Here is a 22,917-nt window from a genome sequence, read left to right as displayed (position 1 = left end):
CTGATTAACAGCTTTTCAAGTCAGCACCACTTCCCCGACAACGAAGTCCGAGGCAGGTGAAAGAGCAATGAAGGGCACCACCAACCGTTCGACCCCCGACCAGGCAGACGAGCCGGGTGTGACACAGCCGTCGCCCCGATTCGCCATCCGCTTCGAATCAAGCATGTCTCGTTTCGCCGAGAACGCTGTCGCTTCCGACCGTGCCCATTTCTCCCTCCTCGAGTCCGTCTCCTCAGTTGTGTTGGAACAGGTCTTCATCGCTCTCGAACTGCCCATGCCCGAGGGCTCCGAACCGTTTCGCTGCGAGACGATCTCCGCATCCTTTGATCGCCGCGCCAAAGAGTCCGAAGAGAACACCGACTTCGGCGCTGCGGAGAAGTCGAAGGCCTCACCCAAGGGCGCGTCTTCGCCCAGCGTCGCGTCGTCGCCTAAGGTCGCGTCGTCACCCACTGACGACACGACCGGCACCGGCGGCTCCCCTTCCGCGACAGTTGTGCTCTATGACGCCGACTTCGCCCGCGAACAGTTGCGCAAGGCGACTGAGCCCGAGGCGAAGGCGCTGCCCGAATTCCCCGAGCTCGATGAGGGCATCTGCTTCTCGAAATGGGTCTATGACTATGTCGACGCTGAGGTCCTCGTCGAGATCTCGACGGTGCTGGGGACCAACACTGCCCGTACCTACCGTCAGCTCGCCGGCGCGATGACGATCTTCTATGGTCTGCCGCGCTTCGCCGACCGTGTCCGCGCCGGAGAGTTCACCCAGGCACATGTCGATGTGGTCGCCCGCCAGTGCGCTGATGTCGCGTTCGACTTTCTTCCGAAGCTCGACATCTTCCTGGCCGCGAGGCGCGCCGATATCACCTGTGAGACCCTGCGCCGAGATCTGGCGAAGATGATCGCCCTGCTCGTCCCGCCGATCGACAACACCGAACTCGCCACCAAGCGTCGCCGCGTCGATGTCGAAGGATATAAGGACGGCTCGGCTTGCCTGACCGTCAGCGGACCCTCAGCGGAGATCTTTGCCTGCTACAACCGAATCCAGGGCATGGCGCTGGCCGTGCATGGAAAGAACAAGTCGGCGTTCAATCTGCCTGTGGGCGTTGAGATCAGCGATGACCGCTCCATCTCTCAGCTCGAGTACGATCTGTTCACCCGGCCAGTCCCGGAGCTCAAGGTCAAGGTCATTTCGGTCGACCCGATCACGGGTATCCAAACCGCCGAAGAGAAGTCACTGCTCGACACCGACGGCGAACTCATTCCGGATATGGATTGCGACGACGCCATCGCCGACTTCGCGAAGCACGTCGCTTCGGACTCGGACGACGATGCCGCAGAATCGTCCGCCGAGTGCTCGGCCGACAGCACCACAGAGTCGTCCGATGGATTCTCTGTCGCCAGCCGACCCGACGGTTCGGCTTTCCGGCACGACTGCAGCGTCGAAGGTGAAGACCCTGACGGTCCCATTGAATATGTCGTCAAGCTGCGTATGCCCACAAGCGCGTGGTGGCTGTCACACCAGGCCGCCACCGTGGTGACCGTTCCATTCCTCTCGCTCACCGGAGATTCTGACCTGCCCGGCACTTTCGCCGACGGCTCACCGGTACCCGCTGAGGTGGCTCGCAACATCGCCGGCCGGTCGAAGAGCATCCAGCGGATCCTCACCGATCCCGCCACCGGCACTCCCATCGACGCCAAAGCGACCACTTACCAGGTCCCCAGAGATCTTCGGAAGACCTTGGTCGAGCAGTGGACCGTGTGCACCGTTCCCGGCTGTGTTCGTCGGGCTGAGAAGTCGGAGATCGACCATGTCGTTCCGTTCTTCCATCTGGATCCGCTCAAGGGCGGTCTCACTCGGTTCGGCAACCTTCATCCTCTGTGCAAGAAGCATCATGCATTGAAGACCGCCGGCCGCCTTCGGGTCACTATGCCAAAATCCGGTGAGCTCGATTACGAGTTCAAACACGGGATCTCGACCACTGTGTCAGCTCCCGGCCAGCCGATCAATGTTGCCCAAGCGCTCGAATTCGATTCCCTGGGACGACTGGGTCTCAAGCGGTGGAAACTGCCCTGGTCGATGGTTCCCTCAGCACCGAGGGTGCTCGAGCTCATGCCTGGCGAATCAACGATTCGTCAGCGCGACGAAGAGAAGCGCCAGCGGGAGGAACGCGAAGCACACCAGCGACGTCTTTCGGAGGCGTATCGGGAGCAGCAGGCTGAGATCAGGCGGCGGCGGCTGGAGCGTTGCCTCAATTGGGCGAACTCTGTCCATCAGCGCAGTCTGCCCGCCGGCTCCAACACTCTCACGGTGAAGCAGCTGACGGGGAACGCGAAGTACGCCCGAGTCGTCAGATGGGCGCGTCTTGCCAAGCTCGACATCGACGATATCGACTTCGACCCGAATGAGCCCGACAAGCGCAGCGCCCGTACCGCCGCTGGCCCGAACCTCACCGGTTTCGAAAGCAACTCGCAGTCTGAGGACGCTGCAGACCCCAAGGGCACTGGAGCCGACGATCCCTGGGACCACCGCTTCGTCTCCAAGACAGTGAACTGGGACCACGACCTCGAGGTCGATCCCCCACCGTTCTGATGACGCCCCCCGGAGCCTGTGGCATCGCTCTCAACGCAGAGCTGCAGCGACAGCACTGGTGGCAGAGCGCCTCCGCGCCACAACAACTGACCGCAATCCGGCAGTAGGGCCGTCGCCGACCCCAGCGGGCTGGTCGTAGTCCACCTCACCGGGCCGGCCGTCGCGTATCGCAGGGTCCCGGCCCTCGCCCATCGCGGGGTCCCGGCCCTTGCCTATTGCTGCGGTTGCCATTCGTCCACTGCGTCGACTTCAGTCGTGAGGTCGCGACCACGGGTCTCGGGCGCGAAGAGCGCACCGAGCAGGCCGCAGCCGGCGAACAGAATGAGAACGATCGCAACGGGCCACCATGAGTCGGTGATCACGGCGACGAGCGAGGCCGCGATCACCGGCGCCAGACCGCCGGAGACGACCGATCCGACCTCTTTGATAGTGGTCATGAACGTATACCGATGCTTCGATCCGAACAGTTCGACCAACCAGCTCGACTCGACACCGTAGAGATTCGGCAGAGGCCCGCCGACGAAGACCGCAAAGACGGCCGCGATGATGATCGGGTTGCCCGTGTCGATGAGGATCATGGCCGGAATCGCGAAGAGGATCTGGAATAGAGTGAACCCCAAGAACACGGGTCGGCGACCCAGCTTGTCACTGAGCTTGCCGAAGTACGGCACAGTCGCGAAGCCGATGACGGTGCCGATCATGATGCCGGTGGTGACGATGGAGGAGTCGATTCCCGTCGTGGTGACCACCCACCCGACCATGAAGCCTTTGACGAGGTAGACTGCGGAGTTCTCTCCCATTCGGATGCCCAAGGCGAGCAGGAACGACTTCGTCGACCGACGCGCTTCGACGAGGATGCTCGGCTGATCGCTCTTGTCCGCGGCCACCTCGGCGCGGCGCTCCTTCGCCTCTTCGAACACCGGGGACTCCCTGACCTTCGTACGAATTGCCAGAGCCACGAAAGTGGTGACGATGCTGAGCAGGAAGGGCACCCGCCAGCCCCAACTGAGGAAAGCCTCGTCCGGCAGCAGGGTGAGCAGCGTCCACAGAACTGTGGCCAGGAAGATTCCGCTGTTGGTCCCCATCGCCACGATCGCCCCGAAGAGCCCACGGCGACGCACAGGCGACGATTCGACCAAGAGCACCGAAGCTCCGGCCAATTCGGCTCCGGCTCCGAACCCCTGCACGAGCCGGAGTACGACGAGTAGCATAGGTGCCCAGATGCCTATCTGAGCATAAGTCGGCAGAAGACCGATGCCCATGGTGGCAATGCCCATCATCGACAGAGTGACGATGAGGACGATCCGACGTCCGTGCTTGTCACCGACTCGTCCGAAGACGTATCCGCCGATCGGCCGGACTACGAAACCGGACCCGTAGACGCCGAGACTGGAGATCAGCGCGACCGCAGGAGTCTCATTGGGGAAGAAGAGCGGTCCGAAGACCAGGGCCGAGGCGAGCGTATACAAGGTGAAGTCCATGTACTCGAGCGAACTGCCGAGCCACGACGACCACGCGGCACGGCGCAGTTCGGGCCGAGTCACATTCGGATCAGGAGGGGAGGCAGCCTGTGCGTTTGTCTTCATTGACATGATTTCAACTTTCTTCGATTCGAATTCTCGCTTGCTCAGCAGGGAGCCACAGTGGGCGACTGTCGCCTACAGCTGCCCGCGGACATCGGTCAGCGGGTGAGGGCTCCGGTTCAGCGCAGGTAGATCCGGGTGGGATCGAGCGTCTCTCGCAGCAGTGCCAGCTCATCCGGAGTCGGCGGCTGCGTCGTCTTGAGGTCGGTCGATACCTGGAGGTTCCATCCGGTCTGCCGCACCGCCTCGGCGGGGTCGACACCGGGGTGAACGGCTGTCAGAGTGAGCTCCTCATCCCGAGCGAAGCGCGTCATGATGCCCAGGTCGGTGATCACGTGGGTCACGCCGGAACCAGCCGGCATGGATCCGACCTCCGCCTCGGCGGCCTTCTTCGACCCTGGGGAGGTGACGAAGTCCAAGGATTCGACGAAGGTGCGCGGGGTGTGCCTGCGCATGACGAGAAAGATCTCTGCTGCGCCCGCCATGGCTTCGATGGCTCCTCCTGAGCCCGGAAGTCGGCTGTCTGGGTGCTCCCAGTCCTCGCCAATGAGGGTGGAGTTCAGGTTCCCGAACTTGTCGACCTGCGCGGCACCGAGGAAGCCGACATCGATTCGCTGGCCTTGCAGAACATAGTTGAACAGGTGCGTCATCGGCATCACCGAGGCGGCCCCCGGAACCAAAATCGAATCCGAGATGCTGCGCGGCATCACCGGCGGCCTGGCTCCGGTTACTCCCGACTCGTAGACGATCTCGATGTCCGGTGCGACAGTGTGCTGAGCCAGAGAGACGGCAAGAGTGGGCAGGCCGTGCCCGGCGAAGACCACGTTGCGTCCGGCCAGCGCCCGCGCCGAATGGACGGTGAGAAGTTCGCTGCTGGTGACCACGTCGCCAGCGACCTCGCTGCTTGTGGTCTCGCTGAGCTCGTCGCGGGACCGGGTCTCAGTGGTGTCGTGAGCACTCAATGTCATGCTCGCCCTCCATAGTTCACAGGCGTCGAATATGCGTCGTGGATGGCCATCCGCTCAAAATGTTCCGATCCGAGGGTGGCAAGGAACTCATCGTGGTCGCTCGTGCCGCGGATATTGGTCTCGAGCCAGTCCTGGACCGCCGCCGCGTCGCGGGCGAGCGCGGACCACTGTCTCGAGAATTCGTCGTCGCGGTCGTAATAGCCCTGGACCGAATGTGGATGTGAGCCGCGTGGCACGGCGACGACGGCATCGACGACGTGCGCGGGAACGATTGTGCGGTTCGGGTCGGAGCGGACGACAGCCTCGTCGACGATCTCCTCAACTGTGACGATGAGTCGGTGACTGGCGAATGCGGCCTCGGTTTGAATCCCGAGCATCCCCCATGCCTGCACGTTTCCATGCATGTCCGCACGTTGGGCGTGGATGATCGTGAGGTCGGGATTGAGTGCGGGGACGACGTGGATGTCCGGTCCACCGTAGGGGTCGGGAACGGACTTGATCCGCGGATTCTTCGCCGCTAGGTCGCTGCCCCGGTAGGAGGCGATGGGCTGAAACGGAAGCTTCGAGGCACCGGCCTGATAGCGGGCGACCATTCCGCCGTGACTGTATTCGTCGAACCACAGCGGTTCCGGGTCCGACTTCTCAATGCGCCGCCGAAGCTCGTGAAGGGAACCGGCCGAACTGTTGGCGATGAACGAGGAGATGAGACCTTTCAGGCAGTTCGCTCCGAGCAGCTGGTCGACAATGACGTCGCAGGACATGCGCGCAAGGACTAGATCAGTGAAGCCCTGCCGGATGATCTCGTGCGCGGCAGCGACCGGCACGATGTGGCCGAAGCCCTCCAGGGCGACTGTATCCCCGTTGCGCAGATAGGTGCTGATCGCCTGGGGAAGACTCATCGTCTTGTCCATCGCGTTCCTCCTCGAACCTCGGATGACTGTGACCTGGGTCATCCTTTCAAAATCATTGATACCCGTCCAATACTTATAATGGAGACGATTAATGCAGTCACTGCACGAATATCGCCTGATCCTCACTGGGCGGCCGCCTTCACGATTGAGACACCGATATGGACACAAAGCACATCCGCGCATTCCTCGTCCTCGCCGAGGAACTTCACTTCGGCAGAGCCGCCGAACGACTGCATATGACCCAACCGCCCCTCAGCCGACTCATCCGGGGCCTGGAGTCCGACATGTCGGCACAGCTGTTCGAACGCAGCACTCGGTCTGTGCGCCTGACTCCGGCAGGACAGGCGCTCGTCGAACCTGCGCGCGACATCCTCATGAGTCATCGCCTCGCCGACTCCGCAGTGCAGGCAGCAGGGAAAGGCGAGGTCGGACATCTGCGCCTGGGATTCACCGGCATCGCGACCCACAAACTCATCGGACGGCTGCTCAAACTGGTCCGCGGGACTCATCCGGGAATCCACCTCAGTCTGCAGAGCGCCTCCTTCGGGATGCCGGCCATCGACAGCGTCGCCGACGGCTCAGTGGACCTCGTCTTCGGCTATTGGCCATTCGTGCCACAGTCGGTCGATACTCGCGTCGTCGCCCAGGAGTCGCTTGTCGTCGCCATGCACAGAGAGCATGCCTTAGCAGGCCGCGAGTCGGTGTCGATGAGCGAGCTCGCGGGAGAGGAGTTCATCACGGTGCCGCCGAATCCGGGGTCGACGACGATCGAACGGCTCTACGAGCTGTCGCAGGCCGCAGGTTTCAACCCCACCGTCATCCAGGTGGCTCCGGACACGTGGACGATACTCTCGCTCGTCGGTGCGGAGATCGGCTGTTCAGTCACTGTGGCGTCGGTGCCGAAGAACGCCTCCTTCCCCAATATCGCCTTCGTCCCCCTCGAAGACCCGAAGGGGCCGTTCCCGCTGCTCATGGCATGGCGCAGAGATGACGTCAGTCCTGCCCTCGCTGAGGTGCTTCGACTGGCCGAGCAGCTGTTCCCCACCGATGTCCCGTAGACTCACATCAGTAAACGATCACTCGAAAAGCAGTGTGGGCTTCACGACGAGGATGTGTGATTCATGAGTGTGCTCTATCTGGTTCGGCACGGGCAGGCGTCGTTCGGCACCGATGACTATGACAGGCTGTCTGATCTCGGCAAAGAGCAGAGCCGCATCACCGGTCGCTTCCTCGCTTCCCAGGGCATCGAGCCAGACCGGCTCGTCCACGGAGAGATGCTGCGGCAGCGTCAGACCGCCGAGGGCCTCCTCGAAGGCATGAGCCGGAGCATGGACGCCCACGTCGACGCCGGCTGGAACGAATATGCCGCTTGGGAGCTCACCGGAGTGCTCACGGATCTCGACCCTCGCGCCCAGCACGATTCCAAGATCTTCCAGGGTGAGCTCGAACGCGGTGCGGCTCGCTGGGCCTCGGGCGAACACGACGAGGACTATACGGAGACCTACAAGCAGTTCACGTCACGGGTCGAACGTGCCCTCGATGAGACGACCAGCGCGATGGGCTCAGGCCAGTCAACGATCGTGGTCTCGAGCGCCGGCGCCATCGCGTGGACCGCCGCCCGCCTGATCGGCGGCGGTTTCGACCAGTGGATGGCATTCAACCGGGTGACCATCAACACCGGCATCACGAAGATCATCACCGGCCGAGGCGGCACCAGCCTCATCTCGTTCAACGACCACGGTCACCAGGATCCGAAGAACGCCACCTACCGCTGAGGCAACGTAAGCCGAACCTGCGAATCAGCCCGCTGAGGGGCAAAGGTCGAGGCGGCGAAGGTCGGACCCGCGAGTCAGCCATTCCCGCTCTCTCCCGATCGCCCGTGTTCTGTCCCTGTGGGTATCCCGATCACAACCGGTTCTGCAGGTCCGCAGCATCCGGCTGCGTCTGATGCGTCCGATGCGGCAGCGGTGTCGGGCAAGTCGACAAAACCCGACTTGCCGGTCGGCGCATCACACGAAGATCCGGCGTCGGTCGAACACACGCCGGTCTCCGGCAAGACGAGCTCGACTCGGTCGGCTGCCTCCTGGTCCCCGGCGATCGCTGCGACGACGGAGCGGATTTGCTCATAGCCGGTGTACATGAGGAACGTCGGGGCGCGCCCATAGGACTTCATACCCACGATGTAGAAATTCGGCTCCGGATGCCCGAGCACCCGGGCACCATGCGGAGCGACAGTTCCGCAACTATGATGTTCGGGATCGATGAGCGGGCCCAACTGCCGCGGAGCTTCGACAATCGGATCGAGGTCGAGTCGGATCTCACGCAAGAACCCCAGGTCCGGCCGGAAGCCGGCGGCAGGGACGACCCTGTCGGCATGGAGCGTCACCGACTCGCCGCCACTCTCCGCAGCTAAGGTGCCACGACCGTCGGTGGAGAATCCGGTGAGCGTCGTCGAGGCATGCACTTCGATGACTCCGGTCTCGACGAGGTGGCGAAGTCGCGTTCCCAAGGCCCCGCGTGCTGGCAGACCGTCCTGGTCCTCTCCGCCGTAGACAGATGCGGGATCTGATCGCCTGAGCACCCAGCCGATTCGCGTGCCCGGGGCTTCCTCACGCAGTTCGGCCAGCGCCAGGAGCGTGTTGGCCGCCGAGTGCCCTCCACCAACGACAAGAGTCCGCTGCCCGACGAACTGCTCTCGATCTCGGCCGACCACATCGGGCAGAGGCGATGTGACGAACCCGCTGCGACGGGCTTCGGCCTCGCCGGTCGCTGCGAGACCGGACTGCCCGAGCGGGTTCGGGCTCTCCCATGTCCCCGAAGCGTCAATAACTGCCCTGACCTGCAAATCCGCCGATGTTCCATCTGAGCTCCGAGTGCGGATAAGGAAAGGAGTCGATTCGCGCTGCGCGGTGCCCGTCCGATCCATTCCGACTCTGCTCACTGCCACAACCCGGGTATCGATGAGGACGGAATCTCGGAGTTCAGCTGTCTCAGCAAGCGGCTTGAGGTAGTCACGGATGAGCTCGGCACCGGTGGGCAGGCGGTCCCCGTCGGGCTCCTGCCAGTCGGTGGGCGCCAGCAGACTGCGCGCCGCCTCGTCGATGTTGTACTTCCACGGAGAGAACAAACCGGTATGACCCCACTCGGCCACTGCCGCCGCGACAGTGGTTCCCGCTTCGAGAACGAGCGGTCGAACACCGCGTCGGACGAGCTGGGCCGCGGCCGCGAGGCCGACGGGACCGGAACCGATCACGGCGACCGGGAGCTGTTCGAGCGCATAATCAGTCATTGGGCGCCTCCTCGGCGATGGGGTTCGACGTGGTCGTCGACAGTGTGGATCTCGTCCCTGCATCGGGGGCGAGATCGACGACGAGGGCTTCGACTCTGGTCCTGATCTCATCCCGGATTCGGCGCACAGATTCCAGGCTCTGACCTGCGGGATCATCCAGAACCCAGTCTTCGTAACGTTTGCCGGGGAAGATCGGGCAGGTATCGCCGCAGCCCATCGTGATCACGACATCGGACGCGAGCACGGTGTCGGCGTCGAGGAGCGTGGGACTGTTTCGAGTGATGTCGATGTCGAGTTCCCTCATCGCATCGACTGCGACTGGGTTGATCGTCTCGGCCGGTGCGCTGCCGGCCGACCGCACCTCGATGCGCTCTCCGGCCAGTTCGCGGAGGAATCCAGCCGCCATCTGGGACCTGCCGGCGTTGTGCACGCAGACGAAGAGGACCCTCGGCTTGCTCATCTGTGCAGGACTCATACTCGGTTCACTCCTTGATCAGCGGCCGATGGGAAGAATCGGGGTCGCACCCAGAGCGCGACGTAGACGAGGGCGACGAGGATGGGCACCTCGATGAGCGGTCCGACGACTCCGGCGAGCGCCTGCCCCGAGGCGACACCATAGGTTCCGATCGCCACTGCGATGGCGAGTTCGAAGTTGTTGCCGGCAGCGGTGAATGCCAGGGTCGTCGTCTTCTCATAACCCAGGTTCAGTGCCTTGCCGATGACCATCCCGGCAGCGAAGACGACGACAAAGTAGACGAGCAACGGCAAGGCGATGCGGGCGACGTTGCCCGGGTGAGAGGTAATTTCGTCACCCTGGAAGGCGAAGAGCACGACGATGGTGAAGAGCAGTCCGTACAGTGCCCACGGCCCGACTTTGGGGAGGAATCGATCTTCGTACCACTGACGTCCCTTCGTCTTCTCTCCCACCGTGCGTGTGAGGAAGCCGGCAAGAAGCGGGATTCCGAGGAAGACGAGGACGCTGAGGGTGATCGCCCAGAAGGAGAATTCGCTGGTCGTCGTCGGCAGACCCAGCAGGCTCGGAAGCCACTGGAGGTAGAACCAACCGAGGAGCCCGAATGCGAGAACCTGGAAAACCGAGTTGATGGCCACGAGCACGACGGCAGCCTCACGGTCTCCGCAGGCCAGATCGTTCCAGATGAGGACCATGGCGATGCACCTGGCCAGACCGACGATGATCAGTCCGGTCCGGTATTCGGACAGATCAGGAAGGAAGAGCCATGCGAGCACGAACATGAACGCCGGTGCGGCCAACCAGTTGATGGCCAAAGAGGTGATCATGAGCTTCTTGTCACTCAACACGTGTCCGGTCTCGTTGTACCGAACCTTGGCGAGCACAGGAAACATCATCACCAGCAGGCCGATGGCGATCGGCAGGGACACGTCGGCGACCTTGACCGCGTCCAGAGTCTCGGCGACGCCGGGCACGAGTCTGCCCAACACCAGGCCCAGGGCCATGGCGCCGATGATCCAAAGCGGCAGAAATCGATCCAATGTCGACATCTTCGCCGCCACAGGCGAATCGGTGCCGACTGGCGCAGTGGAATGCATTGTCTCCCTCGAGGTCCTGATCGACTCGGCGCCGCGGTCACATGCTGACGCATTGAAGTTTATCGATACGATAGGACCACAATACATCGACAAGTGTCAATGTATGGGCATAATGGAAGAGTGACCACACAACCCGCGCCCCCTCCGACACAAGCGGACGACTGCTGCCCGTCGCTGACCGTCTCGCCGTTGAGCCTCGATGACGCTCAGGATTTCGCGCGCATCTTCAAGGCAGTAGCCGATCCGACTCGGTTGCGCCTGGTCTCCCTCGTCGCCGCGCACGAGCGGCAGGAAGCGTGCGTCTGCGATCTCACCGAACCCGTCGGTCTCGGCCAGCCGACCGTCTCCCACCACCTGAAGATCCTCGTCGATGCCGGAGTCCTTCACCGTGAGAAGCGCGGAGTCTGGTCGTACTACTCGCTCGAGACGGACACACTGAACCGCTTATCAGCGTTTCTCTCTACGAAGTGAGAGCACAACGGCAAAGCAGGGAGCTAGCCCCACCTCACGCGTGCATCCGCGCGCCTTTCACCACCCGATCAACACCATTCTTCGGCCCACGCAGGGCCACCCCGACGAGGTTGAGTTCCTCGGCCGAAACACCGGCCACGGCGGCCCGGTTGGCCGCATCATGGCCGGTGGAGAACAGCTCCTCGGTATAGATCGCTGTCGGGATTCCTCGCCCCATCGCCTTCGTCCGGATCGACCGCAGCTTATCTCCATCCGCCGTCATCACCATCACCGGCTGGCGCAGCATCGGCAGGTAGTCGTTGCCGTCGGCGTCCCGGTAGTTCTCCCCGACCAGGCCCTCATCGCTCGTGGCGATTCCGGACATGAGGAAGGCGGTGACGTTGAGTTCCTGCCACGGCTGCAGATCGTCGCTGAGAACGACGACGACCTTGGTATCGAACCGCACCGGTTCGCTCGGATCGGCGGACAGTGACGGCGCGGCCGCCTCGGTGATGGAACTGCTGCCGGCCGCCTCGGCGGGGGTGGACTGACCGTCGGCCTGATCTGTGGTGTTCGTGTTCTCGTGCATGAATCCAGCCTGGCCGACTGCGGCACCCCCGGTCTTGTACATTTGTTGCATGGTCGATGTCATCCGCGCGTGGCACCCGGCGGTCCCGCAGGTGCAGGAAGTCCTGCACGCCCGTTTCGACCATCACGCCTACCCCGCGCACACCCACGATTCATGGACGGTGCTGCTCATCGACGACGGCGCAGTGACCTATGATCTCGACCGTCACGATCATCTCGCAACCCCTGCAGCCGTGACGCTGCTACCGCCGCAGGTGCCCCACGATGGCCGTTCCGCGCTGGCTGACCAGGGCTTTCGCAAACGGGTGCTCTACCTCGATGCCGACTGGCTGCCGCCGACCGCTGTGGACGCTGCGACCGATTCGCCCACCCTGCTCGGCCCCGATGCGCTGAGCACCGTCACCGATGTCCACTCCGCCCTGGCCGATCCCGCCGATGCCTTCGCCGCCGAATGCGGCGTGCTGACCCTGCGCGAGATCGCGAAGTCCGGCCTCACGCCGTCGTCCGAGGCCGCGTCCGATGCGCCGCTCGCCCGTCGTCTGCGGGAGATGCTCGATGATCGACTGCTTGAGTCGTTCACCATCGCCGAGGCGGCCGCCGAGCTCGGCGCCCACCGCAGCCATCTGGTGCGGGTCTTCACCCGGAACTTCGGGATCGCGCCCCACCGGTACGTCATCGGCCGCCGGGTCGACCGCGCCCGCAGGCTGCTCCTGGCCGGGCACTCCCCCGCCGAGGCGGCCGTGGAGTCAGGATTTCACGATCAAGCTCATCTCACCCGCCACTTCCGGTCGACTCTGGGCGCGACCCCCGGCATTTTCTCCAGACGGTAGAGGGCGGAGCCGATATCAATTCGGCTCCGCCCTCTACGCTCGGATCAGATACGAGACTGCATCACAGCAGGTCGGTCTTCCGTAGCCTCGACACGAGAATAGCGGCGATTCCGCCCCCGATGAGGAGCACACCAAGGATGCCGAACGTCACCGCTCCAGCGGCGCCTGTCCTCGGCAGATGAGAGCCGTCGCTGCCGCTGTCGTTCCCTACACTGGTGCTCCCTCCGCTGTCGCTGGCGGATCCATTGGCTGAGGTGTTTCCGCCTTCGGACGTGCTCGACGCAGCACTGCCCGCGATCGAGTTCGTCGCCGCCGAGTCGTCAGCGTCCGAATCGGCAGTGGCGTCGACCTCAGCATCCTTCGACTCCTCGTCCTTGCCGTCAGGGTCGGTCGACGCATCGGCAGCACCATCGGGATCGTTCGAAGCCTCAGCGTCAGACTCCTTCGATGCCTTGGATTCGGCATTCACGTCGGACGATGTGTCCGGGTCAGACGATGTGTCCGGGTCAGACGATGTGTCCGGGTCAGACGATGTGTCCGGGTCAGTCGATGAATCCGCATCAGGCGACGCGTCCAGGTCAGCGTCCGCATCAGGATCGGTGGAAGCGTCCGCGTCTGACCCCGGATCTGCAGAGGTGTCGCCATCCGGATCGGCACCGACTCCGACATCCTTCTTGTTGACGATGTCGGAGAACGCCACGTCCCGCTTCTCACCGGTGATCGTCACGGTCTGCGTCTCGTCTGTGAGCACATATCCGTCGGGAGCGCGGGTTTCCGTGATGGTGTAGTCGCCCCAGGCCAAGTCGGTCACTTCGAACTGCCCGACCGCCTCATCGGTGTCGAGCTCTCCGTTGTCGGCCACGACGAAGTCCTCACCATCCGGACCCCTCAGTGTGAATTCCGCACCGTCGAGCGCTTCGCCGTCCTCGTCGACCTTCTTCCAGCTCAGTCCTCCGGGGATCTGTTCGTTGACGAGCCGACAGGTGATGATCGCATCCGTGTCGACGGTCTCGGTCAATTCGAATCCGTCGGCGATGTTTCTGGTACCGACGTCACGTCCATCTGCGTTGCAGAGCGCGTTTGAACCGGACTGCTGCTGCAGTCGGTAGCCTTCCTGCTGCGTCTCCGAGGCCCGCACCCCTTCGGCCGGGGTCGTCAGTTTGAAGCTCACCGTCCCGGCCGCATCGGTGGTCTTCTCGACTCCGTCCACCGAGTCCGGGGACGAGATCGTCCAGCCCTCGCCTGGGTATTTCGCGGTGTTCTTCGCGTGTTTGCCGGCCCCAGGGTCGATGAGTTTGGTGACGTTGAGAGTTCCTCGGCAGCTCTTCGTGGCGATCTCACGGAGCTGTTCGGCCAATTCGGAGTAGTCCGAGACCACATAGTAGTCGTCTCCTGAGGTCTGGCCCGAGACCAGCTTTATGTTGCCCTCGTTGATCTCGCTGCCCACTCCCAAACCGACGACCTTGGTACCCTGCGATTTCAGCGCATTCGCCGATTCGATGGCTTTGTCGATGTCGACCTGATCGGTTCGCGTACCGCGGTCGGTATTGCCCTGTTCGGACCCCGGCACCCCGTATGCCGTGGGCTTGCCATCGGTGACGAACAGCACCAAGTCGTGGTTCGTGCCGCCCAGCTGCCCGAGCCCGCGGTCCCAGTTCGTGCCTCCCGAGTCCTGCGGAACCCGCCGAAGCGCGTCGATCTGCTTATTGAGTTCGTCAACTGAGTCCGAGGTTGCGACAGACGTGCTGTTGATGGGCTCGTTGGTGCCGTCGGGCCCGAACGTCGCAAACGAGTTGACAGACACTCTGCTGGGAGTCCCCGAGAGGCCGCTGGCGACAGATTTGGCGGCCGACTTCGAATCGTCGACGTCTCGATCTGACAGGGAATTCGACAGGTCGAGGACGACCCCGATATCGAGGCCGCATTTGTCGGCCAATGAGGGGTTCGGCAGGGGCTCTGCCGCGGCCTGTGCCGGCGCGACGGATGCACCGAGGAATGCGAACGAAGCAAGAACGGACGATGCGAGGATCGCGGCTCCGTGCTTCGTCAGAGGATGTCGCTTCAGAGACAAGGGTTGGCTCCTTCAGAAAAAGCCGTCACCTGCGCATTCGACGAATGCCAGGTAAGCGGATGCACTGACTATGGGGGTGTGAGGCGGCCCTGCAACCACGTGGTTCTGCAGGGCCGCCTCGGGCGAGTCCGGGACTCGGAGGGGACCCGAATCGGCTGTTGTCCAACTGCCGGCTCAGGCTCGGAGCGATCGTGGGTCTTGACCTCTCCATAGACTGAGACCTGCGCGCGGAGGCTTTCGTTCGCGAGTTCCAGAAGTTTTTCTCCGCGACACGGCAAACAGGACTACATCGAAAAGGCATCTCTTCTCCTTCGGCTGACATTTCGAGCTCACAGCACCGGGTTTCGAATGTTTGGGAAGCCGAGAACTTCTCCTGTAGAGTTTCAGCACTCCCCTGAAATACCCCGAACTGTTCCCCGAATCACAGTTGAGGTCCCCATGCAGATTCAGCGCCAACTTCCGTGCCTCTACACCGAGGCGATTAGCCGATGACCGAAGCGTGGTCATCGTCGGCCGATAGTTCCCGCTCCCCTTTCGGACTGCCGCACCCGAGCAGCGAACTCAGCGACTCCGACCTCTGTGCCCGCATCCGTGACCAACGGCCCGAATCAGCAGCTGCACGGGCCGCCTACGGTGAGCTCTATGCCCGACATCGGCTGCCCGCATTGCATTTCGCACTGAGCCTCAACCGAAATCGTGCGCAAGCAGAAGATGCCGTCGCCGAGGCTTTCGCCAAGATCTGGCGCGCGTGGGGGCACGGGAAAGGGCCGGATGAGTCCTTCAAGGCGTACCTCATGGCCGCTGTGCGCTCCGAATCGTACCGGCGCACTGCGATGGTCCGTGCGACGACGATCGTCGAACCCGATGTGCTGACGTTCCTTGCAGACAGCGAACCGGGCGATCACGCCGCCGAGGTGGCTGAGCGAGATCAGCTGGGCCGTGCCTTCAAATCTCTCCCCGACGCCTGGCAGAGCGCACTCATCCTCATCGACATCGATGGGACATCGACCACCGATGCGGCCGCGACGATGGAACTGTCGTCGAATTCCTTCAGTTCGCTCCTGCGTCGTGCACGAGAGGGGCTGCGGGCCGCCTATCTGCAGGAACACGTCGAACCCAGCGCCCCCGAATGTGTGGAGTACTCCTCGGCGCTTGCGCGGTTCGTGCGTCAGCAGCTGAGCCCGAAACGCGCCGAAGCGATCGAGGCTCACCTCAGTCACTGCAGTCACTGCCGCCGTCAGTCCTTTAAGCTCCGCAGCGTCAATACAACGTTCCAGGCATGGATCACGCCGGCGGCTCTCGCTGCCGCGCTCATCGAATGGGGCCATTTCTTGGAAACAGCTGTGCTGCTGACAGAAGCAGGACCGGTGAACGTCGGGCCCGGTGGGCAGTCAGGTACGGTCGCCGCCGAGCCGCAGTCAAGTGCGGCAGCCGCAGCTTCGAAGAGCAGCACGGGCACTGCGGCTGCGGGCAGCTCCGGAGGAGGCACTGCCGGAATCGCGGCCGGAGCGTCGGCGGTCAAGGTTGCGATCGCAGGCATCGCTGCCAGCGCCGCCATCGCGGCCGGTGCCGCCACACTTGTGAATCTTCAGAGTAACCCTGCCCCACAGTCTGCTGCTGCGGCAGAGACCTCCTCGGCGCCTGCTGGCCCACCGAAGACGACGCCTTCTTCAGTCTCACCACCGCACGCTGCTGGGCCGGCCGGAAGCGATGAGAGAGGTGAGAGTTCGGACGAACGCGAGCAGAACGCCGCTGAGCGCTCCGCTTCACGCGAGGAGGAGCGGTCGCGGGCCTCTAGGGAGAACACTCAAGAGCCCGCCCCGCAGGAAAAGACCCAGACCCCCTCCTCGTCCGACCGGCAGCATCCGAGGAAAGAACCCGCCGAGGTTCTGCCTGCGGAACCGGATGAGCGCTCGTCCGAAACGACCCCAGAGACTGCCGAACCCACACCGGACGAGGAGCCGAAGGACTCGAGCGAGCCCAGCCCCGAACCGAGCAGCACTCCTTCGGCCCCAGCAGAACCGAGTTCCGACTCCTCATCGGAATCGTCGGAAGGCACTGACGAAGCGGCTGCGAACGGCGACGCGGGCTCCTCGACCGCGCCCAGCGAACCGGATGCGGGAGTCGACTCGACCTCAGAAGCAGTCGCAGACGCAGACGATTCGACTGCAGCAGATGCTTCTGACGCCTCAGACGCCGACGGAGAAGACCCTGACGAAGGATCCCACTGTCACGTCGTCGGCTGGTGGGAGTTCTGCCACTGATCCACCGCCGAAGACGGAGAGCTCAGACTGCTCGCGGTGGATCGATCGTTCCGGTGCCTCTGACAACTGGCCCGCAGGCGGCCGCCTCGCCGCAGACGATTCTCACGCAGTCACCTCTGCTGAGCGCGGTGGGCGTAGGCCACAGCCTCGGCGCGACTGCGCACGCCGAGTTTGCGGTAAAGCGCAGACAGTCGGTTCTTCAGCGTACCCGGCACCACTCCGAACTCACGGGCGATCTGCGCGATCGACTTCGATGAGTCGATCGCGAACAGCAGCGACTGCTCGGTCGGCGTGAGATCGGTCTGGAAGTCCGGGGACACCGGAGAAGTCTCCGGCAGCTCGAGCAGACGCTTCTGCAACACGGCCGACGTGATCTCCGCAGAATTGAACGACCGCGCCACGGCCACCCACTCGGAAAAATCGGCCGAAGCGGGAATGAGCACCTCTCGAGCAGACTTCGACAGCTGAGTGACAGCAAGCACCGAAGCCGTGATCGCACAGTAGTCGAGCATGTCGACGAAGGCCTCCAGCGCCTCGGCGGAACGGCCCTCATGGTGGAGAATGTCGGCACGCAGAGCCATGGCGGAGCTCTTGAGCCTGGGCCCCTCATCGCCCGCCAGCACCTGTCCTGTGGCGGTCCACAGGGGATCGTGCTTCCCGAAGACGAAGGCCTGACGAGCCTTGACGACCGAGTAGCCCGGACTCTGCGGACTCATCCGGCCGGCCAGGTCCTGCAGGGCCTTCCCCTCCCCCGCGGCGGCCAGCACGAAGCCGACGATGTTGACGATGGCCGAGAACCGTGAGCTCGGGACACCTGTCGTCGGCAGAAGTTGAACCTGCGGACTCTCCACGAGCAGCTTCGCCGCGGCCGAGGCTCGCCCTTCATACACAAAGCACAGACTTCTCAGCACGTGCGGAATGGGCCCCAGGAATTGAGTGGGCTTCGCCTGGTCGAGTGCGATGAGGATCTGCCCGGCCGCATCGAGATCGAGCCGGTCCAGGCTGCGCATCAATTCGATGCACAGGGCCGTATATTCGTCCGGCAACGCGGCCATTCCGAATCTGCGAGCGTCCTCACGTGCCCGTTCCAGGTTGCGGTCCATATCTGATCCGTGCCCATGTCCCATTCCAGCCTGGGCGGTCTCCACGAGCCCCGCAAGCAGCGGATGCGGCGAGTTCGGGGCGTAGATCTCGGCGAACTGGACGACCCTCTGGAGCACGCGCATCGCTTCGGGGAAGCGACCGGCCACCACCAGATTCCGCCCGTGCTCGAGGTTGAGTTCGGCCTGCAGCATCAGCGAGGGCCCGGGCTCTCCCGCGCCGAGGTGGCGCAGACGTTCCCGTCCCACATCGATGACGTTCAACGCGGCTTCGTTCTCCCGATTGAGCCGGTGCGTCCGCGCTTCTAGCATGGTCACCACAGTCACCTCGTCGGCGGTGAGTCGACGTTCGGTCTCGGCGGACAGGAGTCCGTGCATCTCGGGCAACACGATGCTGGCGAAATCCGTGGCCGCAACCAGTGCCGCCATGTCGTCGGTGCCCAGACGAGTGCGGGTCGAGTCGATGCGACGGGCAGCACTGCGAGCCAGGGTGAGGGTCGGGTTCTGCGCCAACACCTCCTCGGGGACGCTGAGGTAGGCCTCGATGGCGCTGGGCACATCGATGAAGACATTGACCGAACGGCGCGCCCATGCCCGTTCGAGCACATGCCAATCACGGAGCTCCATAACGAGTTCGACGACCTCGGTCAGACCTTCGCGTCTGTCCGAACGCTGTCGGCCGATAGAATCAGAGACCGCCGCTCCGAGCGCTTCGCGCGGACTCCTGTCGGCGGTGTCGGAGCCGCACGTGACGATTCGACGCATGAGCATGCGGATCAAGGGCGGGACCGTGAACACCTTTTCGGTGTCGGTCGGGACTGTCAGGAGTCCTTCGTCGATGAGGAGCGAAGTGAGTCCTTCAGGCGAGGCCCCTGCCGATGGGGCCACCTCGGCGGCGGCGAAAGCGGCGTGGATGAGATCGACCATCGCCGAGGTGATTCGCGGGGGCCACGCGAACAGGGTCAACAGGTAGAGTGCCCCGGATTCGCGATTGGTGCCCTCGATTTCCGGCGTCAACGAAGATGAGAGCATCGCATCGATGCGGTCGGGGTCATCGTCGGTAAGCGGTATGCCGGCGTTGACACGTGCTCGCACGAGCGTGTCGGCGATACGGGAGCGACCGCCGCTGCAGCTGAAGAGCTGTTCGAGAGCGGCTGGGGACAGCTCATCACTGTGGCCGACCGACTCGGCAAAGGAGTCGATGGAGGATGCGCGAGGACCGAACCGGAACTCGAATCCGGAGTCCTTTCGGGGAGTCGCCTCGTCATTGCTTTTGGGGTCTACAGGGCAGGTACTGGTCACGGCGCGGTTCTTCTCTGCTAGTGCGGCGGATGCCGACGGACAGTGGGGAAATGCCACAAGGAGGGGAAATGCGGCGTTGGGCAGTTGTCAGAGTACCGCATCGTACTGGTGGCGCTGGTGAACCGAGATCAGTTCTCGGCTCACCAGCGGCAAATCTCAGCATTTGCACATCAGCTGATCATAGATTCGAGCCCCAACGGCGACGACGCTGGAGATTCCACCGAAGACAACTCCAAGCGCTGAACCGCGTGTTCCCCGGTCAGGTCCCTTTTCCCTGATCTGACCCCGTCCGGGGCCGACTGCATGATCGAGCACTTCAACGACTGCTCAGACAGACGAAGCCACTGATCTCGCGCAAAAGCAGGCGGGCGAAGGAAGAGATCCCTTCGCTCGCCTTCGCATGTCGGGTTCGCTTGAAACCAGAAGCCAGCTCACACCCACCGATACTCGTACTCCGGCCGCCCCGGAGTCCCATGCCGAGGCTGCTTGATCGCTTGCTTCGTCGAGACGAGGTGCTCCAAGTACCGGCGGACGGTGACCCTGGACAGATCAAGCCGACGCCCCACCTCGGTGGCCGAGACCGGAACCTTGGAATCGCGGACAAAAGCAGACACAGCCTCCAAGGTCTCGGCGATGAGCCCCTTCGGCAGGGTCGTCGACGATACCGACCGCAGGGCTGAGAGCGCATTGTCCACCGAGGCCTGAGTCGCCAACGAACCCGATCCGCTGAGTCCGCGCCGGAACTCCCGCTGGTTCTCCAACTTCTCCCGGAACGACGCGAAGGTGAAGGGCTTGATGAGGTACTGGGTAATGCCCGACGAGATCGCCGACCGGATGACCTGCAGATGCCGCACCGCCGTGATCGCGATGATATCGACGTCCTGACCGCGCGCGTTCAGGCGCCCGGCGACCTCGAGGCCGTGCGAATCTGTGAGGTTCATGTCGAGGAGGACGATATCGACTGGCGTCCCGGCCGCGGCGAGTTCGTCGAAGCGTTCGATCGCCTCATGCCCGCCCAGACACGTTCCGACGACCTCGAAGCCGGGCACCCGGGCCACGAAGTCCGCATGCGCCTGCGCCGTCATCGGATCGTCTTCGACGATGAGCACCAGCAGCGCGGCATCATCGCTCACGTGAGTCTCCTTCCGCCAGATCCTGACTCGAATCCTCACCATCAGTGGTGTGGTTCTCCGGAGAATCGTAGTCGCCGGCCGCGTCGATGTCCCCCAATGGAAGCGTCACCGTGAAGATCGCACCGCCATCGGAATCGACATCGATATGTCCGCCGAGGCGGCTCACCGCCTGCCGAACCAAGACGAGCCCGAATCCGTGCCGTCCCACTCCCCCGACCTCGGGTTTCGCCGAGGCACCGAGGTGGAAGAGCGCATCAATGTCCTCCCCCGCAACTCCGGCACCGGAATCGGCGATGGTGATGATGAGCTCCCCGTCAGCGGCGACGAAGTCCGCCCACACGTGCTTCTCATCCGAGTCCGCGACCGCGTCGAAAGCATTGTCGAGAAGATTGCCGGCAACGGTGACGAGGTCGCGAGCATCGAGTCGTTCGGGAGGGAGTTCGCCGGTGGCGGTGACGGTCAGTTCGATGCCGCGCTCATTGGCCTGCGCGGCCTTGCCGATCATGAGCGCGGTGATGAATGGCTCGTCGAGTGAGGCGACGAAGGAATCTGTCAGCCGCTGCGATTCCTGCTCGTCCTTGACCGCGAAGTCCAGCGCCTCCTGCACCCGGCCGAGTTCGATAAGAGTGGAGACCGTGTGCAAACGGTTGGCATGTTCATGAGTCTGCGCACGCAGGGCCTCGGACAGAGTCGTCATCGTTGCCAGCTCACCGGTGAGCTCCTGGATGTCCGTGCGATCGCGCAGGGTCGCGACCGTTCCGCCTTCATCGCGCCCGCCGCGCGGCTGCCGGGCCTGTTTCTGACTGATGACGAGGACACGGTCCTCGGTGAAGTGGATTTCGTCGACGGCGACCCGACCGGTCGTCAGAAGGTCGCGGACAGATTCTGGCAGGGCCACCTCGGCGAGGGAGATCGGCGTCGATTCCTCCACCTTGGGCAGGCCGAGCAGGGACGCGGCCTCGTCGTTGTAGAGGACGAGCCGACCGGAATCGTCGGCGAGGATGAGGCCCTCGCGCAGGGAATGCAGGGCCGAATCGTAGAACGCGAACAGACGGCGCAATTCCTCCGGACCATAGCCGAGGGTGACTCGGCGCAGGTAGCGGGCGAGCAGCCAGGAGCCGAGTCCGCCGAGGGCGAGCGCGGCGAGGCCGACGAGGATGATCTGCGGCAGGGAGGCCGCCTGCGCCACCGACAGGGTCTCGAGTGTCACACCCACGGCGACCATCGCGGTGACCTCGCCGTCGGCGTCCCTGATCGGCACGATCGCGCGCACCGACGGGCCGAGCGTGCCCACGTATTCCTCGGTCTGGGTCTGCCCGGCGCGGGCTTTCGCGGTGCTGCCGAGGTAGGTCTTGCCCAGCTGATCGGGATCGGGGTGGGTGTAGCGGGTACCGTCGCGGTCCATGATCGTCACGAAATCAACCTCGGCGAAATCGATGACGGTCAGCGCATAGGGCTGCAGCCGGGCGGAGGGATCGTCCCCGGTCACAGCCTCGGTGACGAAGGGATCGTGGGCCAGCGTCTCGGCGATGGACAAGACTCGCTCGCCGGTGGCGTGCCGGATATTGTTCAGCGTCGTCACGTAGCTCGTCACCGACAGGGCGGTGCAGACGAGGACGATGAGGACGAGCTGGACGAGGAAGAGGCGCCTGGCCAGGGTTCCGCCTCGGCGAGCCCGGAACAGCTCCCGGCCCCGCCGTGGTGGGGCCGGGAGTGACCTCATTACTTCTTAGCGCTCTTCTTTTTCTTCTTGCTGCCGCCGGAGATGAGGAGGGCCAGGCCGATTGCGGCCAGCCAGGTGTCCTTGGCCACGGCGGTGCCGTCCTCGGACGGACGGATGCCGTCGTCCTTGGTCATCGAATCGATGGAGAAGTAGTTCGCGACGAGGCCGGCGGCGAAGGTCGTCAGCGCGGCACCGGCGATGCGGGTGGGCACGAACGGCAGCAGCAGGGCGGAGCCGACGGCGATCTCACCGTAGGAGAGGAACTTCCCGAACTGGGCGGGGGTCATGTTCTCGACCATGGGCACACCGTTGGCGGCCATCTGCTGGAGCCCGGCGGCGGATTCTTCGTCGAGGCCGAGCTTGCCGATGCCCGAGTTGAGGATGAAAGCGCCGGGGACTGCGCGCAGAAGTGCGGTGCTGATCTTCACGAATGTGCTCCTTCTTCAGGTGTGTCCATTGGTGTGTCCTTACGCCTCCACATTAGCCGCCAACTGTGTCTGTGAACACTATGAACGCAACCGAGACACCCGTCACATCGACTGGCACAGT

18 protein-coding genes are annotated in these 22,917 nt (G+C 63.6%); 6 read left to right on the top strand and 12 right to left on the bottom strand.

What is annotated here, in order from left to right; genetic code table 11:
* Positions 1–67 precede the first annotated feature (67 nt).
* Complete coding sequence (locus ACVZTU_RS03190) at positions 68–2,587, top strand: HNH endonuclease signature motif containing protein (protein WP_139469877.1); 2,520 nt, start codon at positions 68–70, stop codon at positions 2,585–2,587.
* A gap of 212 nt (positions 2,588–2,799) precedes the next feature.
* Here ACVZTU_RS03190 and ACVZTU_RS03185 read toward each other — a convergent pair whose 3' ends face one another.
* The 3 genes from ACVZTU_RS03185 to ACVZTU_RS03175 form a co-directional block, all read right to left on the bottom strand.
* On the bottom strand, positions 2,800–4,179 hold the full coding sequence (locus ACVZTU_RS03185; protein WP_482401396.1) for an MFS transporter: 1,380 nt from the start codon (positions 4,177–4,179) through the stop codon (positions 2,800–2,802).
* A gap of 110 nt (positions 4,180–4,289) precedes the next feature.
* On the bottom strand, positions 4,290–5,138 hold the full coding sequence (locus tag ACVZTU_RS03180; RefSeq protein ID WP_482401395.1) for a CoA-transferase subunit beta: 849 nt from the start codon (positions 5,136–5,138) through the stop codon (positions 4,290–4,292).
* Positions 5,135–6,049: a CoA transferase subunit A gene (locus tag ACVZTU_RS03175; RefSeq protein ID WP_181271956.1), complete on the bottom strand. Its 915-nt coding sequence runs from the start codon at positions 6,047–6,049 to the stop codon at positions 5,135–5,137. Before ACVZTU_RS03175 ends, ACVZTU_RS03180 begins: the two co-directional genes overlap by 4 nt.
* A gap of 158 nt (positions 6,050–6,207) precedes the next feature.
* On the opposite strand from ACVZTU_RS03175, the gene ACVZTU_RS03170 reads away from it, so the two are divergent.
* On the top strand, positions 6,208–7,107 hold the full coding sequence (locus tag ACVZTU_RS03170) for a LysR substrate-binding domain-containing protein (RefSeq protein ID WP_259358804.1): 900 nt from the start codon (positions 6,208–6,210) through the stop codon (positions 7,105–7,107).
* Positions 7,108–7,170: 63 nt separating this feature from the next.
* Positions 7,171–7,824, top strand: coding sequence for a histidine phosphatase family protein (locus tag ACVZTU_RS03165; protein WP_482401394.1), 654 nt, complete (start codon positions 7,171–7,173; stop codon positions 7,822–7,824).
* A 74-nt stretch (positions 7,825–7,898) separates the two neighbouring features.
* Here the strand turns inward: ACVZTU_RS03165 and ACVZTU_RS03160 are convergent, their stop codons facing one another.
* The 3 genes from ACVZTU_RS03160 to arsB are packed head-to-tail and all read right to left on the bottom strand — an operon-like array spanning position 7,899 to position 10,907.
* On the bottom strand, positions 7,899–9,338 hold the full coding sequence (locus ACVZTU_RS03160) for an FAD-dependent oxidoreductase (protein WP_482401393.1): 1,440 nt from the start codon (positions 9,336–9,338) through the stop codon (positions 7,899–7,901).
* Positions 9,331–9,798: an arsenate reductase ArsC gene (locus ACVZTU_RS03155; protein ID WP_482401742.1), complete on the bottom strand. Its 468-nt coding sequence runs from the start codon at positions 9,796–9,798 to the stop codon at positions 9,331–9,333. The genes ACVZTU_RS03160 and ACVZTU_RS03155 overlap by 8 nt, the downstream gene beginning before the upstream one ends.
* A gap of 11 nt (positions 9,799–9,809) precedes the next feature.
* Complete coding sequence (arsB, locus tag ACVZTU_RS03150; protein WP_482401392.1) at positions 9,810–10,907, bottom strand: ACR3 family arsenite efflux transporter; 1,098 nt, start codon at positions 10,905–10,907, stop codon at positions 9,810–9,812.
* Between the two features lie 99 nt (positions 10,908–11,006).
* Between arsB and ACVZTU_RS03145 the strand changes: the two genes are divergently transcribed.
* Positions 11,007–11,378, top strand: a complete 372-nt coding sequence (locus ACVZTU_RS03145; protein WP_420096319.1) for an ArsR/SmtB family transcription factor — start codon at positions 11,007–11,009, stop codon at positions 11,376–11,378.
* Between the two features lie 34 nt (positions 11,379–11,412).
* On the opposite strand, the gene ACVZTU_RS03140 is transcribed toward ACVZTU_RS03145, so the two are convergent.
* Positions 11,413–11,988: a DUF2000 family protein gene (locus ACVZTU_RS03140; RefSeq protein WP_482401391.1), complete on the bottom strand. Its 576-nt coding sequence runs from the start codon at positions 11,986–11,988 to the stop codon at positions 11,413–11,415.
* A 7-nt stretch (positions 11,989–11,995) separates the two neighbouring features.
* Here ACVZTU_RS03140 and ACVZTU_RS03135 point away from each other — a divergent pair, with 7 nt between their 5' ends.
* The gene (locus ACVZTU_RS03135) at positions 11,996–12,775 is read left to right on the top strand and encodes an AraC family transcriptional regulator (RefSeq protein WP_482401390.1); all 780 of its coding nucleotides are present in this window, start codon (positions 11,996–11,998) and stop codon (positions 12,773–12,775) included.
* 61 nt (positions 12,776–12,836) lie between these two features.
* Here ACVZTU_RS03135 and ACVZTU_RS03130 read toward each other — a convergent pair whose 3' ends face one another.
* Positions 12,837–14,846 carry a SpaA isopeptide-forming pilin-related protein gene (locus tag ACVZTU_RS03130; protein ID WP_482401389.1) on the bottom strand — a complete coding sequence of 670 codons (2,010 nt, stop codon included), beginning with the start codon at positions 14,844–14,846 and terminating at the stop codon, positions 12,837–12,839.
* Between the two features lie 488 nt (positions 14,847–15,334).
* Between ACVZTU_RS03130 and ACVZTU_RS03125 the strand changes: the two genes are divergently transcribed.
* Positions 15,335–17,110 carry a sigma-70 family RNA polymerase sigma factor gene (locus ACVZTU_RS03125; protein ID WP_482401388.1) on the top strand — a complete coding sequence of 592 codons (1,776 nt, stop codon included), beginning with the start codon at positions 15,335–15,337 and terminating at the stop codon, positions 17,108–17,110.
* A gap of 110 nt (positions 17,111–17,220) precedes the next feature.
* On the opposite strand, the gene ACVZTU_RS03120 is transcribed toward ACVZTU_RS03125, so the two are convergent.
* From ACVZTU_RS03120 to ACVZTU_RS03105, 4 genes are all read right to left on the bottom strand, one after another.
* The gene (locus tag ACVZTU_RS03120) at positions 17,221–19,512 is read right to left on the bottom strand and encodes a helix-turn-helix transcriptional regulator (protein ID WP_482401387.1); all 2,292 of its coding nucleotides are present in this window, start codon (positions 19,510–19,512) and stop codon (positions 17,221–17,223) included.
* Between the two features lie 431 nt (positions 19,513–19,943).
* Positions 19,944–20,645, bottom strand: a complete 702-nt coding sequence (locus ACVZTU_RS03115; RefSeq protein WP_482401386.1) for a response regulator — start codon at positions 20,643–20,645, stop codon at positions 19,944–19,946.
* Positions 20,635–22,368 (bottom strand): sensor histidine kinase, encoded by a 1,734-nt coding sequence (locus ACVZTU_RS03110; RefSeq protein WP_482401385.1) that lies wholly within the window; start codon positions 22,366–22,368, stop codon positions 20,635–20,637. The genes ACVZTU_RS03115 and ACVZTU_RS03110 overlap by 11 nt, the downstream gene beginning before the upstream one ends.
* Positions 22,368–22,796, bottom strand: a complete 429-nt coding sequence (locus tag ACVZTU_RS03105) for a hypothetical protein (protein WP_482401384.1) — start codon at positions 22,794–22,796, stop codon at positions 22,368–22,370. The genes ACVZTU_RS03110 and ACVZTU_RS03105 overlap by 1 nt, the downstream gene beginning before the upstream one ends.
* Positions 22,797–22,917 lie beyond the last annotated feature (121 nt).

It is taken from the genome of Brevibacterium sp. OS20 (assembly GCF_056837565.1).
The sequence above is the reverse complement of the archived record's forward strand: the minus strand, read 5'-3'. Positions and strand labels throughout refer to the sequence as shown.

Excerpts from the sequence above, each read along its gene's own strand:
- ACVZTU_RS03190 (WP_139469877.1), top strand. The coding sequence starts at position 68 with ATGAAGGGCACCACCAACCGTTCGACCCCCGACCAGGCAGACGAGCCG.
- ACVZTU_RS03185 (WP_482401396.1), bottom strand. The coding sequence starts at position 4,179 with ATGTCAATGAAGACAAACGCACAGGCTGCCTCCCCTCCTGATCCGAAT.
- ACVZTU_RS03180 (WP_482401395.1), bottom strand. The coding sequence starts at position 5,138 with ATGACATTGAGTGCTCACGACACCACTGAGACCCGGTCCCGCGACGAG.
- ACVZTU_RS03175 (WP_181271956.1), bottom strand. The coding sequence starts at position 6,049 with ATGGACAAGACGATGAGTCTTCCCCAGGCGATCAGCACCTATCTGCGC.
- ACVZTU_RS03170 (WP_259358804.1), top strand. The coding sequence starts at position 6,208 with ATGGACACAAAGCACATCCGCGCATTCCTCGTCCTCGCCGAGGAACTT.
- ACVZTU_RS03165 (WP_482401394.1), top strand. The coding sequence starts at position 7,171 with ATGAGTGTGCTCTATCTGGTTCGGCACGGGCAGGCGTCGTTCGGCACC.
- ACVZTU_RS03160 (WP_482401393.1), bottom strand. The coding sequence starts at position 9,338 with ATGACTGATTATGCGCTCGAACAGCTCCCGGTCGCCGTGATCGGTTCC.
- ACVZTU_RS03155 (WP_482401742.1), bottom strand. The coding sequence starts at position 9,798 with ATGAGCAAGCCGAGGGTCCTCTTCGTCTGCGTGCACAACGCCGGCAGG.
- arsB (WP_482401392.1), bottom strand. The coding sequence starts at position 10,907 with ATGCATTCCACTGCGCCAGTCGGCACCGATTCGCCTGTGGCGGCGAAG.
- ACVZTU_RS03145 (WP_420096319.1), top strand. The coding sequence starts at position 11,007 with ATGTATGGGCATAATGGAAGAGTGACCACACAACCCGCGCCCCCTCCG.
- ACVZTU_RS03140 (WP_482401391.1), bottom strand. The coding sequence starts at position 11,988 with ATGTACAAGACCGGGGGTGCCGCAGTCGGCCAGGCTGGATTCATGCAC.
- ACVZTU_RS03135 (WP_482401390.1), top strand. The coding sequence starts at position 11,996 with ATGGTCGATGTCATCCGCGCGTGGCACCCGGCGGTCCCGCAGGTGCAG.
- ACVZTU_RS03125 (WP_482401388.1), top strand. The coding sequence starts at position 15,335 with ATGACCGAAGCGTGGTCATCGTCGGCCGATAGTTCCCGCTCCCCTTTC.
- ACVZTU_RS03110 (WP_482401385.1), bottom strand. The coding sequence starts at position 22,368 with ATGAGGTCACTCCCGGCCCCACCACGGCGGGGCCGGGAGCTGTTCCGG.